Origin of the sequence: Sphingopyxis terrae subsp. terrae NBRC 15098 (assembly GCF_001610975.1) — a bacterium.
Lineage (GTDB): Bacteria > Pseudomonadota > Alphaproteobacteria > Sphingomonadales > Sphingomonadaceae > Sphingopyxis > Sphingopyxis terrae_A.
Window position 1 is genome coordinate 1,839,455 of the sequence record NZ_CP013342.1, and the last position, 13,106, is coordinate 1,852,560.

General features: G+C 65.6%; 12 protein-coding genes. 4 read left to right on the plus strand and 8 right to left on the minus strand.

Features of this window, described 5'->3' with window-relative positions:
- Window positions 1–144: 144 nt before the first annotated feature.
- From AOA14_RS08870 to AOA14_RS08895, 6 genes are all read right to left on the minus strand, one after another.
- A complete protein-coding gene (locus tag AOA14_RS08870; protein ID WP_062901525.1) occupies window positions 145–558 on the minus strand; it encodes a hypothetical protein in 414 nt (137 codons plus the stop codon).
- A 138-nt stretch (window positions 559–696) separates the two neighbouring features.
- On the minus strand, window positions 697–1,605 hold the full coding sequence (locus AOA14_RS20125) for a hypothetical protein (protein WP_062901526.1): 909 nt from the start codon (window positions 1,603–1,605) through the stop codon (window positions 697–699).
- A 9-nt stretch (window positions 1,606–1,614) separates the two neighbouring features.
- A complete protein-coding gene (locus tag AOA14_RS08880; protein WP_238929761.1) occupies window positions 1,615–4,188 on the minus strand; it encodes a fimbria/pilus outer membrane usher protein in 2,574 nt (857 codons plus the stop codon).
- Window positions 4,189–4,265: 77 nt separating this feature from the next.
- Window positions 4,266–5,069, minus strand: a complete 804-nt coding sequence (locus tag AOA14_RS08885) for a fimbrial biogenesis chaperone (RefSeq protein ID WP_062901528.1) — start codon at window positions 5,067–5,069, stop codon at window positions 4,266–4,268.
- A gap of 100 nt (window positions 5,070–5,169) precedes the next feature.
- A complete protein-coding gene (locus AOA14_RS08890) occupies window positions 5,170–5,925 on the minus strand; it encodes a hypothetical protein (protein WP_062901529.1) in 756 nt (251 codons plus the stop codon).
- Between the two features lie 145 nt (window positions 5,926–6,070).
- Window positions 6,071–6,598 carry a hypothetical protein gene (locus AOA14_RS08895; protein WP_062901530.1) on the minus strand — a complete coding sequence of 176 codons (528 nt, stop codon included), beginning with the start codon at window positions 6,596–6,598 and terminating at the stop codon, window positions 6,071–6,073.
- Window positions 6,599–7,244: 646 nt separating this feature from the next.
- On the opposite strand from AOA14_RS08895, the gene AOA14_RS08900 reads away from it, so the two are divergent.
- Complete coding sequence (locus AOA14_RS08900) at window positions 7,245–7,949, plus strand: helix-turn-helix domain-containing protein (RefSeq protein ID WP_186401580.1); 705 nt, start codon at window positions 7,245–7,247, stop codon at window positions 7,947–7,949.
- 22 nt (window positions 7,950–7,971) lie between these two features.
- Here the strand turns inward: AOA14_RS08900 and AOA14_RS19740 are convergent, their stop codons facing one another.
- Both AOA14_RS19740 and AOA14_RS08905 read right to left on the minus strand, forming a co-directional pair.
- The gene (locus tag AOA14_RS19740) at window positions 7,972–8,148 is read right to left on the minus strand and encodes a hypothetical protein (RefSeq protein ID WP_186401581.1); all 177 of its coding nucleotides are present in this window, start codon (window positions 8,146–8,148) and stop codon (window positions 7,972–7,974) included.
- Window positions 8,149–8,227: 79 nt separating this feature from the next.
- Window positions 8,228–8,842, minus strand: a complete 615-nt coding sequence (locus tag AOA14_RS08905; protein WP_062901532.1) for a TetR/AcrR family transcriptional regulator — start codon at window positions 8,840–8,842, stop codon at window positions 8,228–8,230.
- A gap of 89 nt (window positions 8,843–8,931) precedes the next feature.
- Here AOA14_RS08905 and AOA14_RS08910 point away from each other — a divergent pair, with 89 nt between their 5' ends.
- The 3 genes from AOA14_RS08910 to AOA14_RS08920 are packed head-to-tail and all read left to right on the plus strand — an operon-like array spanning window position 8,932 to window position 13,060.
- The gene (locus tag AOA14_RS08910; protein ID WP_062901533.1) at window positions 8,932–10,362 is read left to right on the plus strand and encodes an efflux transporter outer membrane subunit; all 1,431 of its coding nucleotides are present in this window, start codon (window positions 8,932–8,934) and stop codon (window positions 10,360–10,362) included.
- Entirely contained in the window at window positions 10,359–11,501 is a 1,143-nt protein-coding gene (locus AOA14_RS08915) for an HlyD family secretion protein (RefSeq protein WP_062901534.1), read from the plus strand. The genes AOA14_RS08910 and AOA14_RS08915 overlap by 4 nt, the downstream gene beginning before the upstream one ends.
- Before the next feature lie 8 nt (window positions 11,502–11,509).
- Window positions 11,510–13,060 carry a DHA2 family efflux MFS transporter permease subunit gene (locus AOA14_RS08920; RefSeq protein ID WP_062901535.1) on the plus strand — a complete coding sequence of 517 codons (1,551 nt, stop codon included), beginning with the start codon at window positions 11,510–11,512 and terminating at the stop codon, window positions 13,058–13,060.
- Window positions 13,061–13,106: the final 46 nt, after the last annotated feature.

The following is a 13,106-nucleotide window of genomic DNA, read 5'->3' on the forward strand; positions in this document are numbered from 1 at the left end:
GCGGGTTCGATTACTGCCTCGATGCCGGCGAAGGCGTCGACGATCGCCTTCGCATGCGCCAAAGCCGATCGGTGAGGCTCGACGACAAAAGAAAAGGGGCCGGTTTGCACCGGCCCCCTTCGTATTTCCGCATCGCCGCCGCGATCAACTCGGGATGATCTGGAGGTCCAGATGGTCCGAATCGAAGCCGTTCTCGCCCGGAACCGCGGCGATCGGCCGTTCGCGGATTCGCGGGCCGGTTGCGCGGCTCAGCACTGCCTGGCCTGAACCGTTGAGCAGGATTTCGTCGCTGCCGGCGATGATGCGCGTCCCGACGAGAGTGCCCGGTGCATAGCTGACGATCAGCTCATAGCCCGTGGGCGCGTTGCAATATTCGCGGAACGAGCCGAGCGACACCGCGTCGCCCTCGATCGCGCCGAAGCCGGTCAGTTGATGATTGACGGTGCAATTGACCGCCACCGTCGCAAACAGGTTAAAGCCGTACGAGGCGGCCAGCGCCGTCGTCGGTACTGCCACGAGCGCGGCGCCCGCGAGAGCAATCGAAAGTTTCCGTTTCATTCGCCACCCTTTCCGCCCGAATTGGCCGACGTGTTGGATGGTGATTAGCCGCTCACATCTAATATTCAGTTAAGTGCCCACGCGAACAGGCGCCGGGAACCGGCGCTTTCTGCGCATGAAGATCGGAAATTTAAGTGCTTAGCGCGCGGTGACGGAGATCGAGATCACGTCGCTGTAGGTCCCGGCGCGGCGATCGCTGACATCGCCAATGATGAACTGGATCGGCAGCGAATCGCGGCGGTAGCCATTGCCGGTCGGCCCCGACAGGCGGCTGGTGCCGGCCAGATTCACCGCGGTTCCGCCCACCGCGATCGTATAGGGCACCGTCCAGTCGCTGGCGCCGAGGCGCAGCTTGCCCGAATTGGCCGATGTCACCTGCAGATCATATTGGCCGGTGCTGCTGACGCGCAGCTGCAGCGGCACGGGCGCCACCCCGGTACGCAGATCGCCCAGGTCGACGACGGCGTGGCCGTCGCTCATCGAATAGGCGCCCGACAGGCCCATGCGCGCCGACGGCAGCACCTCGAGGCCGAGAACGACCTGCGTCCCGCCGAGCGACCGGAAGCTGCGGTCCTGCGCCTCGATGCTGACGTCCTGGGTGAAGGTGCCCGAATCGCGGACGTCTTCGGGATTGGCGACGAGCTTGTAGAGAAGCGTCTTCGATTCATTGGGGGCCAGCACCAGCTCGCGCTGCGAAGGCGTGCGCAGCGAGCGGCCGGCGCGCGGCGTCACATCCTGCGAATCGGTGAGGTTGACGAGCGCATAGCCGATGCGCTTGCCCGTCCCCTTCGACAGGCCGAACGGCGGCTGCGACAGGTCGAACAGCGGCGCAAAGCGGCATTCGGACCCGCCGTCATTGATATAGGTGACGCTGAACGTCCCTTCGGGCAGCGAGCCGCCATAGGGATCGTAGCCGGAGATCATCCAGCTCGTCGGCGCGGCGTTCATCCGCACCATGCAATCGGTCGGACGCGCCGAATTGGCCGACTGGGCAAAGGCGGGAGCGGCCATCAGCGTGGCGGCGAGCAAAAGCGATGCGCGAAGCATGGAAGCCTCCTATTTGAACGAGCCCGACTTCACGGTACCGAGATTGACGAGACCGGTCGTATCGGCCGGAACGGTAAATTCGAATGCCCTGTCGACCGTGCCGTTGGGGCCATAGGTTTCGACAAGATAGCGGCGGCCGGGCAGCAGGTTCGATACCGCAAAGCGCCCGACCGAGTTGGTGAAGAAGGGCGTCGGCTGCGGATTGTCGCCTTCCTTGACGTCGAGCAGCGTGACGCGCCCGCCGACCAGCGACACCGGCTTTTCGGGGGTGAGCATCAGCGTGCCGATCGCGCTCGCAAAGGCGTCGGTGCCGATGCGCGCAGCATAGCCGCTTTTGTAAGGCGGATGGACGCGGAACACGCCCGGGCCGGTGTCATATCCCGGCGGCGGGTCCTGGACGTCATACTGCACCGACTGGGTGGTGTAGGAGCCGAGGAAATTATGCACCGCCGCACCGAGCGAACCGCTCCGCGCGATATAGTCGTTCTGCGCGAGCGACTGGCCGACGACCACGTCGCGCTTGCCCAGATTTTCATGCACCTTGAGCAGCATGAAGCTGTCGTTGATGCGGCGCCCGATGCCGAACATGCCGTCGGCATAGGCCAGCGTCGTGCCGACGCGCAGCGTCGTCACATTGACGTTGGCGAAGTTCGAAATGTTCGGGCCGAAGGCGGCGTGGCTGATCGCGGCGTCGAAGCGGTTGGCCGTATAGGTCGCATAGCCGGCGGCCTGCGCGGAATTGTCCTGGCGCGTCAGGACGCCGCCGAAGCCGATGCTATTGAGCTGGTTGAGGCCGCTCTGGTTGTAGGAAAGCTCGGCCAGATTGTCGCGGCTTTCGTAGCGCGCTTCGGCGCGGCGGCGATAATCGGGCTGGAAGACCAGGCCGGCGACGACACTGAAGCCATTGTTGCGCGAAAAGGAGGCCGGATATTTCGCATATTCAACGCCTGCGCGGAACGTCCATTCGCGATCGAATCGGTAATAGCCAGTGGTGCCGATGCGATAGCTGTCGCCCAATGTGCCGCGCCCCTTGATGTAGGATGCGGTTGAGGTCGTCAGGAATTTCTGGCTGAACTGGTGCGTATATTGCGCCGACGCGGTCACCGAAGTCGTGTTGATGCCAAGGAGGTTGCCGAGCGTTGCGAAATGCGGCGACGTGTAATCGACGCGCAGCGTCATGCTGTCGGACAAACCGCCGCGATCGAAGAAATGTTCGTAGCTGACGCCCGCGGCAAAGCCGGTGCCGACATCCTTCGAATGGCTGCCCGCCGCATCGAGCAGCAGGCGGCCACCGTTGCCGAGCACGAACTGCGTCTGGCCGGTCAGCGTCTGGACATCCTTGCTCGCCTGCAGGCCGACGCCGATGGCGGGGGCGTTGACGAACGCTTTGCGGAAAAAGCCGGTAAAGGCGACCGGACCCTTATAATCGGGGGCATAGCCGAAGTTTCTGCTCGTCGGCCCCAGGAAGGCGCCATATTCATAATCGCCCGGGTCGAGGTCGATCGGGTCGAGATATTGCTGATACGACAGATCCTGGACCGCGCCCGTATTATCGGTGACCTGGATCTGGATGTCGTTGCTGCCCGCGACGAGCGGCAGCGAGCTGAAGTCATAGCGGCCCGGCTGCAAGCGCAATTCGCGATAGAGCGAGCCGTTGCGCAGGAAGCGGACGGTCGATTCGCGCTGCAGGATCAGTTGGCGGTTGGCCTGGAGAATCGCCGAGCGAAAGGCGTTGAAGCGCCGCTGCTGACGCAGCACGCCGACGCCGCCCATCTGGACATAGGCCTGTTGCCCGCGAATTTCGGGGTCGAGATCGCCGATGAACCAGCGGCGATAATCCTCGGGCTGGTCGTAGACGAGGCGCGCATAGTTGCGGTGGAATTTATAGCTGTCGCCCCCCGACAGGCTGATCTGCTGGCCGATCTGCGCATCGCCTTCGAAGACGAAGTCACCGACGCGCATCGCACCGTCGAAATTGATCGTCGGCGGATCGGTGTTGTTGCTGCCTTCCCAGAGGTAGGACTGGATGAGGTTGAGGTTGAGATAGGCCGAAAATCCCGCCGGTTGCAGCGAGATATCGTCCATATCCTCCTTGGGCGGCGCGAAGAGGTCAACCGTCGATCGCTGATCTGCCGATACCTGAACGACCACCACCGCGAGCGTGCTGGGGTCATAAGTCAGCGCGACGCCGGTTTCGGCAAGGTCGTCGGGGCCGAATTGCGTCTTGCCCGCCAGATGCGCGGCCAGCTTGGCGTGCGCCTCGTCATTGAGGATGGGTTTCAGCAGCTTGAGAAAGGTTTCAGTGTCGAGCTGGAAGCGGTCGTCTGCGGTCAGCCGCATCGGAATGTCGCCGAGGCTGCGGCTGAGAAAGGTCAGCGGCACCGTCATTTCGATGTCGCGGTCGTAGGGATTGATGTCGGGCCGGCCGTAGGGGCCCATCGGCACCTGCGGCATTCCGAGATCGGGCTCGGTCGGCGTCGGGGCAGGCGTCGGCGTGCCGGGCAGCGGGATGCTGGTCGGCGGCGGGCTCGGCGCTGGTGCCGGCGCAGGCGTCGGTTGAGCTGTCCCCGGCCGCTGGGGCAAGGGAATAGAAACCTGCGCGGCGGCGGTGCTGGCCCAAAGGGCCGGCAAAGCGACCGAGCAGACGGCCGCCCGCAGCCTCATTTCGCGAAGGTCAGCTTGATCGGGCCGGGGCCGAAGCCCGGGACCGGCAGGTTGAAGGTGCGCTCACCCTGCGCCGGGACATAGCCGGTGCCGACGACGCGCGCCAATTCTTCGGGCGATACATCGACGCGCAGGAATTTGCCTTCGCGGTCGGTGCCCTCGAGGTGCCAAGAAAAATTTGCCATCATTGCATGGCGGCGGCCGTCGTTGCGCAGCGTTACCGCGACCCCGTCCTGCAGCGGCGGTTGTTCGGTCGCGCCGGGCAGCGCGGGCGGCTGGTAATTGACCTGGTGCGCCGATGCTGCCTTGACGTCAGGCTTGGCACCCGGCGGGGCGACAACGACGAGTGCGCGCATCGTATAGAGCACCTGCACCTGCGCAGAGGCAGCGTCCTTGCTCCCGGGCTCGAACGGCACGGGAAGCTGTTCGACGGAGACATAATAAGCCTGCGACGTCGGAATTTCGGGGTCGCCTACCCATTGCAGGCGGATCACCTGGCGTCCGCCGGGGGGCAGCGCGCCCTGCGGCGGGAAGACAAGGAATTTGTCGTCGGCCGGCGTTTCGGTAATCTTGCCGTCCTTGTCGATTTCCATGCGAAAGACGCGCGTCTGGAAAGCGAGCTTGCCGGCGTTGATATTCTGGACTTCGACACGGGCGACGGTGTTGCTGCCGTTCGATTCCATTTCGACGACCATCGGCGAAACGCGCATGGCGTATGCCGCGGGGACAAGAATGAACAGCGCGGCAATCGCCGCCAGCAGCGCCTTCGACTGGCGCTTCAGCACGGACAAGATAGCCATGATTCCCCTTCCCCCCTGCATTTCCCGGAATAATTGCATTAATTCATGAAGAAAGGGGAAAGATTGCTCTTCCCCCTTTCCCTGTGGTTACGCCACGAGCTTAGAGCGCGCTGAGGACCAGCGTGGTCGAACCCGCGTAGTTGCCGGCGACCAGACCCTTGTTCGTGATCGCCGGGGCGTTGAAGTTGATCGTCATGTTCGAACGCCACGCACCCTGCTGGATGGTGTTGCCGAGCTGCGACGTCGAAACGGCGAGCGACTGGCCCGTGCCGCTGGTGACGGTGTTCACCGGAACGCCGGTCCAGGCAGCCGTGACGCTGTACGGAATGTTCGCCTGGAATTCGTCGGTGTCATAGCCGCCGGCAGCGCTGTTCACGAGACCGTTGACGTTGTTCTTCGTGATCGAAACTTCGTTGTTGAAGTTGCAACCAGCGGTCAGCGTTTCGATGTTGGCGAACGCCGGGCCGACCATTTCGAAAGCCGAGTTGACGTTTTCGTTGTTGCCGGTGCGGACACCGATCACGCCGAAGTCGATGTTCGTCGCGCTGGCGTTGTTGCCGGCATAGAACGAGCAGTCCTTGTTCACCGAACCCGTGAGGTTGAACGTCGTGGTGACGGTCGGGGTCGCGCTTTCGCTGTCGCTCGGCGCATCGGCGACGGCGGTGTAGCGGGTGCCAACGCCAAGAGCGAGGCCGACTTCGAGACCGAAGGTCGCAAACGGGCCGGGGTTCGTCGAGGTGTACGGAATGCCCGCAACGACGCCAGCATAGTGACGCTGATTGGTCTGCGCAGCGGCCGGCGAAGCGATGCCGACAAGAGCGATGGCGGCAACGGCGCCGGTAAGAATCTTTTTCATAACCTTCTTCCCTCATTTTTGAACCGCGCCCCCGTCGCGGGGAGGCGGCTGTTCATATGCACCGGCTGGTCGGAGAACCCAGGGGGTCGGTGCCACCCCAAGGGCCTGATCCGTCCGCGAAGTCGCCCCTCGCGAAGGAATTTCGTCAGGTCGGAGAAACGGTGATCGTGATCGTCTCCGAATATTCGCCTGCCAGCAGCATCCCGGCCTCACCCGTAGGCTGACCCAGTTCGACCGCCAGCGTCATGCCGTCGGTGGCGATGCCGCCGTTGCTGGAAATCACGCCGCCGGCCTGAAGCTGGGCGCTGCTGAAACTTTTGCTGATCGTCTGCGACGACGGGAACCGCACCGGCATCTGCACCGCCAGATTATAAGGCAGCTTGCCGCCATAGGGGCCCTGGCCGTTCGGCATGGTGGAGTGCGTCAGTGCGCCGCTGGCGCCCTTGATCGTCATCGTAAAGGGGACGTTGCAGTCAAAGGCTACGCGCGTCTGGATGCCCAGCCCGCGGCGTTCGATATTGCCGAAGTCCATGTCACCGATGCTGCCGATGCCGCAATGTTCGCGAATCGACCCGCTGACCGCGATGTCGATCGACCGGGCGTTCTCGATTTCGCCCGCGAGGGCGGGCGAAGCGAATGCAAACGCAGCAAGCGCGATAAGCAGCGGACGCATGGCTCTCCCCTCAAAAAACCTAGAACGGCTTTCGACCGGCTCAGTGGCGGTCTCGGGCACTGGATGCCCGGGGAAGTCGCGACCCGACTAACCCCCCTTTCCGTTAAGAGGGATTTAATACGATGGTTCAGTTAGATGTGAACCCTCAAAATTGCATCTTGGCAAGATTCGACACTGCCGATGCCATTGGAAGGATTGATAATTACCGGATTCGCGGGGGTTTCGAGGGTTAATCCGAAAATCGGCTCCGCGGATCACCTTTGCGGCCGTCCTGATATGAAACAGCGGCGGTTAACTTCTTAACGGAAAAGTGAACGACATTTGACGCCGTATCGGCGCTCTTCTGCGCCGCGGCGGGGCAAGCGTGCGGTGAGTCGCGGCAACAAAGCGCGGCTTTCGGGCGTTTCTGTCGGTCGCCATTCCGGTTTGCGGGGTGCAAGAACAGCAAGAACAGAAAGTCGCCATGTCCAGCCTGCCCCGGCGTGCATCCGCGCCCCGAAGTCCCGCGGGACCGTCCGCCGGCTCCTTCGCCTGCGTCCCCGGCTCGCCCCAGCTGCCGCACGAATCGGATGAGACGAGCGTGCGCATTAACCCCTCGCTTACCCTGCGCTGCGACAAGCAGCCGCCTATGGTCATTCACGGAACGATGGTTGAGCCCCCCGCGGGCGAAGGGCAGCAACGGGCGGATCGCCTGCGTCTCAATCTTGCGGTGGCGGGCGCGGTGGCGCCCGGTCAGGGCACGGAGGTTATCGTCCACAATCTGTCTGTCAGCGGCGTGCTGATCGAAACCGCCGCCGATCTTACGATGGGACAGGATATAACGATCGCCTTGCCCGAGGCCGGCGACGTCGTCGCCGCGGTCGTTTGGCAGAGCGAGCGGCTCTATGGCTGCCGCTTTCGCCAGCCGCTGCCGCGCGCAGCGCTCAGCGCGGCGCGGCTGCGCAATCCGCTCCCCTCCGATTTCGATCCCGCCGACCGGGCTGAAGCCGATGCCGCTGCCGATGCTGAGGAGACGCTCGGCGCGCGGCTGCGGCGGCTGCGGCAGGCGCGCGGGCTGAGCCTCGCGGGGCTCGCCCAGGCGGCCGGTCTCAGCAAGCCGAGTATCTGGGCGTGGGAAAATGGCACCACCGCGCCGCGCCGCACGAGCCTGCTCGCGCTGGCGCGTGCGCTCGACGTTCCCGAGCAGCAGCTGAGCGGTGTCGCCGCGATGGTCGGCCTGCGCGCCTCGGCGCGTGCCGAGGCGGATGCCGAGAGCGACATGCTGAAAATGGAAATTGCCGCGGCACGCCGCCGCATCGCGCTCGCCGCGGGTGTCGATGCCGACAGCGTGCGGATCATGATCGAACTGTAACGCTGCCGCGGGCGGCTCAGGCTTACGCATCGGGTGCCCCGCCCTCTTCCTCGCGGCGTAACCGGCGCGCCAGCCGCTCGTTGCGGATCGCCGCCTCGCGCAGCCGCCGCGCCAGAAACGGGTCGTCGCTCGCGTCGGCCTTAAGCCGCGCGACCCGGGCGAGTTGCTCGTAATAAATGGCGTCGCGAATCGGTTCCACGCCGCCTCGTTAGCATGATCGCCGCCCGCGCCAGCAGCGACCGCCCTCGTAACTGTCGCCTTTTGGGACAGGGATGGATTTAGGCTGCCGTGTCGGGGCGCCAGCCGCGATAGAAGGTTTCGACCGCGGCCTCGACGTCGGCCTGCAGCCGCTCGACATCGTCGGGGTCGGTCATGCCTAGGATCGCGAACTGATAGAGTCCCGACTGGCAGAGGCCCGAAAAATGCTGGACGGCGCGCATCGGATCGCCGGGGCGCAGTTCGCCGCGCGCCATCTTCGCCGCCACCCAGTCGGCGGCGCGCGCCTTGCCCCTGCGCGGCCCGCGATCATAGAATGTCTTAGACAGGTGCGGAAAACGCTCGGCCTCGCCGACGACCAGGCGAAACAGCGACAGTAGGGGCGTCGCGGTCAATTTGGTCATCAGCACATTGCCGAACCGGCGCAGCACGTCGGGCACCGGCTCGTCGAGCGGCAGGTCGATGGCCAGCGCGTCGCCATAGCGTTCGACAATATCGTCGACCACGGCTTCGAACAAATCCTCCTTCGACGGAAAATAGGTCCACAGCGTGGTTTTCGAGCCGCCGACCTTGCTGGCGATCGAGGACATGGTGGTGCCGGCATAGCCATTGGCAAAGAAGAGTTCGCGCGCGGCATCGACGAACGCCTTGCGGCGCGCGGTCGCGGCGTCATCCATCACAACCGTACTGTCTGGTATCATTTCCGTTGACAAGCCATCCTCCGAAGTCCAATGGCGCATGATACCAGCTAGTATCGTTGGAAGCCATGCCCCGATCATTTTTCCTCTCCACCGTGGTTTTCGGCCTGTTGGCGGGCTGTGCGAGCGTCCCCGATCTTGGGCAGAAGCCCGCGCCGGTCGCCGCCGCGGCGCTCGATTCGCAGGCGACACTTGCCGATCAGGCGGGCGCCTGGCCGGTCGAGGGGTGGTGGCAGCGCTTCGGCGACCCGCAGCTCGATGCGCTGATCGATGAAGGACTGGCGGGATCGCCCGACATTGCGGCGGCGGCAGCGCGGGTCCGCGCCGCCGAGGCGCTGGCGCAGCAGGCGGGGGCGGCGTTGCTCCCGCGCGCCGGCATCCAGGGCAGCGCAGGAGGCGTCCAGCAGAGCAAGAATATGGGAATCCCGCCGGCTTTCGTGCCCGACGGTATTCAGGATACCGGCAGCATTGCCGCGACCTTCGGCTTCGATCTCGACCTCTGGGGCAAGAACCGCGCGGCGCTGGCGGCGGCCACGTCCGAAGCCGAAGCGGCGCGCGTCGATGCTGCGCAGGCGCGGCTGATGCTGACGACCGGGATTGCCACCGCCTACGCTGATCTGGCGGGCTATTATGCCGATCTCGACGTCGCGCAGGACGCGATCCGTATCCGCGGCGCGAGCGCCGACCTGTCGGTGAAGCGCACCGCCGCCGGGCTCGACAATCAGGCGACGCAGCGGCAGGCCGAAAGCCGCGCCGCCTCGGCGCGCGGCGATGTCGCCGCGATCGAGGAGGCGATCGCGCTCACCCGCAACCGCCTTGCCGCCCTGCTCGGCGCCGGACCCGATCGCGGCCGGAGCATCGCGCGTCCGGCGCTCGCCGCGCCGTCGCTCGCACTGCCGCCGCAGGCGGGGATCGACCTGGTCGGCCGCCGGCCCGACATCGTCGCGGCCCGGCTGCGGGCCGAGGCGGCGGCGAAGCGCATCGACGTCGCGCGTGCCGCCTTTTATCCGAACATCAACCTGTCGGCGCTCGTCGGGCTCCAGTCGCTCGGGCTGTCAAACCTGTTCAAGACCGGGTCCGAATATGGCAATGGCGGCGCCGCGATCAGCCTGCCGATCTTCGAGGGCGGGCGGCTGCAGGGCCAGTATCGCGGGGCGCGGGCCGATTATGACGGCGCCGTCGCCAACTACGACCGCACGCTCGTCGCCGCGCTGCGCGATGTCGCCGACATCGTCGCCAGCCGTGACGCCATAGCGCGCCAACTTGCCGACCGGCGCGACGCGCTGAAGGCCGCGGCCGACGCCGCCAACCTTGCCGGGATGCGCTACCGTGCCGGCCTTTCCAACCAGCTTGCGCAGCTCACCGCGGAGGACAGCCAGGTCGCGCTCGCGCGCGCGGTCGCCGACCTCGAAGCGCGCCGGCTTTCGCTCGACATTGCCCTGATCCGTGCCCTGGGCGGCGGATTTACGGCCGCATCGCCAACAGGAGACAAGCAATGACCGATACTCCCGCGGTCGACAGCGAAACCCCCGCCGCCGCCGAGGGGCGCCCGGCGACGCGCCGCAAGGCGCTGCGCATACTTGCGCTCGTCGTGGTGACGATCGCGGCGCTGTGGGGCATCTGGTATTTCCTGACGCAGGCCGGGCGCGTGTCGACCGACAACGCCTATGTCGGCGCCGATTCGGCCGCGGTTACCGCGCTCGTCTCCGGCCCGGTCAAAGAGGTGCGCGTCAGCGGTACCCAGGCGGTGAAGAAGGGCGATATCCTCGTCATCCTCGACGATGCCGATCAGCGCATCGCGCTTGCCGATGCCGAAGCCGCGCTGCGGCAGGCGCGCCAGCGCTATGGCCAGGCGAGCGCCAATGCCGATGCCGCGCGAGCGCGCGTTTCGGCGCGCGGCGCCGATATCGCGCAGGCCCGCGCGCGGCTGCGCGACGCCGATGCGGCGGTGGCGAAAGCGCGTGCCGAACTCGCGCGCCGCGAAGGCCTTGCCGGAACGGGTGCGGTGTCGGGCGAAGAATTGACCGCGGCGCGCACCGCCTTTGCATCCGCCAGCGCGACGCGTGATCTTGCTGCGGCGGCGATCGCTTCGGCCGAAGCGACGCGCGGTTCGGCGAGCGGCGATCTTGGTGCCGCCGAAGCGGTGGTGCGCGGCACGACGATCGAGACCGCCCCCGATGTTGCCGCGGCGCAGGCGCGGCTCGAGAAGGCGCAACTCGATCTTGAGCGCACGATCATCCGCGCGCCCGTCGCCGGCATCGTCACCAATCGTCAGGTCCAGGTCGGCCAGCGGATCGCGGCTGGCGCACCGATCATGGTGATCGTTCCGATCGCCACCGCCTATGTCGACGCCAATTACAAGGAAAGCCAGTTCCGCAAGATCCGCATCGGCCAGCCGGTCGAGCTCACCTCTGACTATTATGGCGGCGATGTCGTCTATCACGGCAAGGTGATCGGGATTGCGGGCGGCACGGGCGCCGCCTTTTCGCTGATCCCCGCCCAGAATGCGACGGGCAATTGGGTGAAGGTTGTGCAGCGCCTGCCGGTGCGCATCGCGCTCGATCCCAAAGAATTGCAGGCCCATCCGCTTCGCGTCGGCCTGTCGATGGAAGCGACGATCGACACGCGCGGAAAGTGAGCTGAACGATGGCCAGCGCCGCCGCATCCGCTGCATCGACACCGGCCGGGCCGCAGCCGCTGAGCGGCGTCAAGCTGCTCGCCGCGGCCTTCGCGCTTGCGCTCGCCAATTTCGTCGTCGTGCTCGATTCGACGATCGCCAATGTGTCGGTTCCCCACATCGCGGGCGGCCTTGCCGTATCGCCGACCCAGGGAACCTGGGTGATCACCAGCTACGCCGTCGCCGACGCGATCAGCGTCCCGCTCACCGGCTGGCTCGCCGCGCGGTTCGGCACGGTGCGCTGGTTCATCGTGTCGATCGTCGGCTTCGGCATCTTCTCCTTCCTGTGCGGCATTTCGCGCACGCTCGACGCGCTGATCCTGTTCCGCGTCCTGCAGGGGCTCGCGGGCGGGCCGCTGATGCCGCTGTCGCAGATATTGCTGCTGCGCATCTTTCCGAAGGAAAAGGCCGGTGTCGGGCTCGCGATCTGGTCGATGACGACAACGACGGCCCCGATTCTGGGGCCGATTCTGGGCGGACTGATCAGCGACAATTGGAGCTGGCCCTGGATTTTCTTCATCAACCTGCCCGTCGTCGCGGTCTGTGCCTTCGGCGTCGGCAGCATGCTCGGCGCGTTCGAGACGAAGAAGGCGAAGATGCGGATCGACATCGTCGGCCTCATCCTGCTCGTCCTGTCGGTCGGGTCGTTCCAGATCATGCTCGACACCGGGCGCGAGCACGACTGGTTCGGATCGGCATGGATCGTCATGCTGGCGATCGTCGCCGCGATCAGCTTCGCCGCCTTTCTGATCTGGGAGCTGACCGACGCCAATCCGGTGGTCAATGTCCGGGTCTTCCGCTTTCGCGGCTTCAGCTTCGCGACCGTTGCCATTTCGCTAGGCTTCGGGGCCTTTTTCTCGCAGGTCGTGCTGACGCCGCTATGGTTGCAGCAGGTGGCGGGTTACACCGCGACCGAAACCGGCTTCATCGTCGCGTGGATCGGCTGTTTCGCGGTGCTCTTCTCGCCGTTGGCGGCGGGGCTGCTGACCAAGATCGACGTGCGGATCACCGTCTGCGCGGGCATCTTGTGGATGGCGCTGATGTCGATCCTGCGCGCGCGCTGGAATACCGACGTCGATTATTGGAGCCTCGCGTTGCCGCATCTGCTGCAGGGGATGGGCATGCCCTTCTTCTTCGTCGGGCTGACCGCGCTGGCGCTGAGCTCGGTACCGGCGAAGGATCAGACCTCGGCGGCCGGCCTGATGAGCTTCCTGCGCACGCTGAGCGGCGCGATCGGCACAGCCATCGCGACAACGGCGTGGGACGATGCAAGCCGCGTATCGCGCGCCGAACTGGTGCCCGCGCTCAACGGCGCGGCCGAGACGATGGACAAGATGCAGAATGCCGGGCTGACGACCGAACAGGCGCGCGCCGCGCTCGACCGGATCGTCGATGTCCAGGCCTCGACGCTCGGTGTGCTGCATATCTTCCTCGCAGCGGGGACGGTCTTCGTCATCGCAGCAGCGGCGGTGTGGCTGATCCCGCGGCCCAAGACGATCTCGATGGGCGCTTCGCACTAGCTCCGATCGGGCTTCGCACCGGCGGACAGCCGTGCTAGGCGCGCGC

What these genes read in the sequence shown, in the direction of transcription:
- AOA14_RS08890 (WP_062901529.1), bottom strand. Translation starts at nt 5,925, where the DNA reads ATGAAAAAGATTCTTACCGGCGCCGTTGCCGCCATCGCTCTTGTCGGC.
- AOA14_RS08885 (WP_062901528.1), bottom strand. Translation starts at nt 5,069, where the DNA reads ATGGCTATCTTGTCCGTGCTGAAGCGCCAGTCGAAGGCGCTGCTGGCG.
- AOA14_RS08895 (WP_062901530.1), bottom strand. Translation starts at nt 6,598, where the DNA reads ATGCGTCCGCTGCTTATCGCGCTTGCTGCGTTTGCATTCGCTTCGCCC.
- AOA14_RS20125 (WP_062901526.1), bottom strand. Translation starts at nt 1,605, where the DNA reads ATGCTTCGCGCATCGCTTTTGCTCGCCGCCACGCTGATGGCCGCTCCC.
- AOA14_RS08870 (WP_062901525.1), bottom strand. Translation starts at nt 558, where the DNA reads ATGAAACGGAAACTTTCGATTGCTCTCGCGGGCGCCGCGCTCGTGGCA.
- AOA14_RS08900 (WP_186401580.1), top strand. Translation starts at nt 7,245, where the DNA reads ATGGTTGAGCCCCCCGCGGGCGAAGGGCAGCAACGGGCGGATCGCCTG.
- AOA14_RS08905 (WP_062901532.1), bottom strand. Translation starts at nt 8,842, where the DNA reads ATGGATGACGCCGCGACCGCGCGCCGCAAGGCGTTCGTCGATGCCGCG.
- AOA14_RS08910 (WP_062901533.1), top strand. Translation starts at nt 8,932, where the DNA reads ATGCCCCGATCATTTTTCCTCTCCACCGTGGTTTTCGGCCTGTTGGCG.
- AOA14_RS08915 (WP_062901534.1), top strand. Translation starts at nt 10,359, where the DNA reads ATGACCGATACTCCCGCGGTCGACAGCGAAACCCCCGCCGCCGCCGAG.
- AOA14_RS08920 (WP_062901535.1), top strand. Translation starts at nt 11,510, where the DNA reads ATGGCCAGCGCCGCCGCATCCGCTGCATCGACACCGGCCGGGCCGCAG.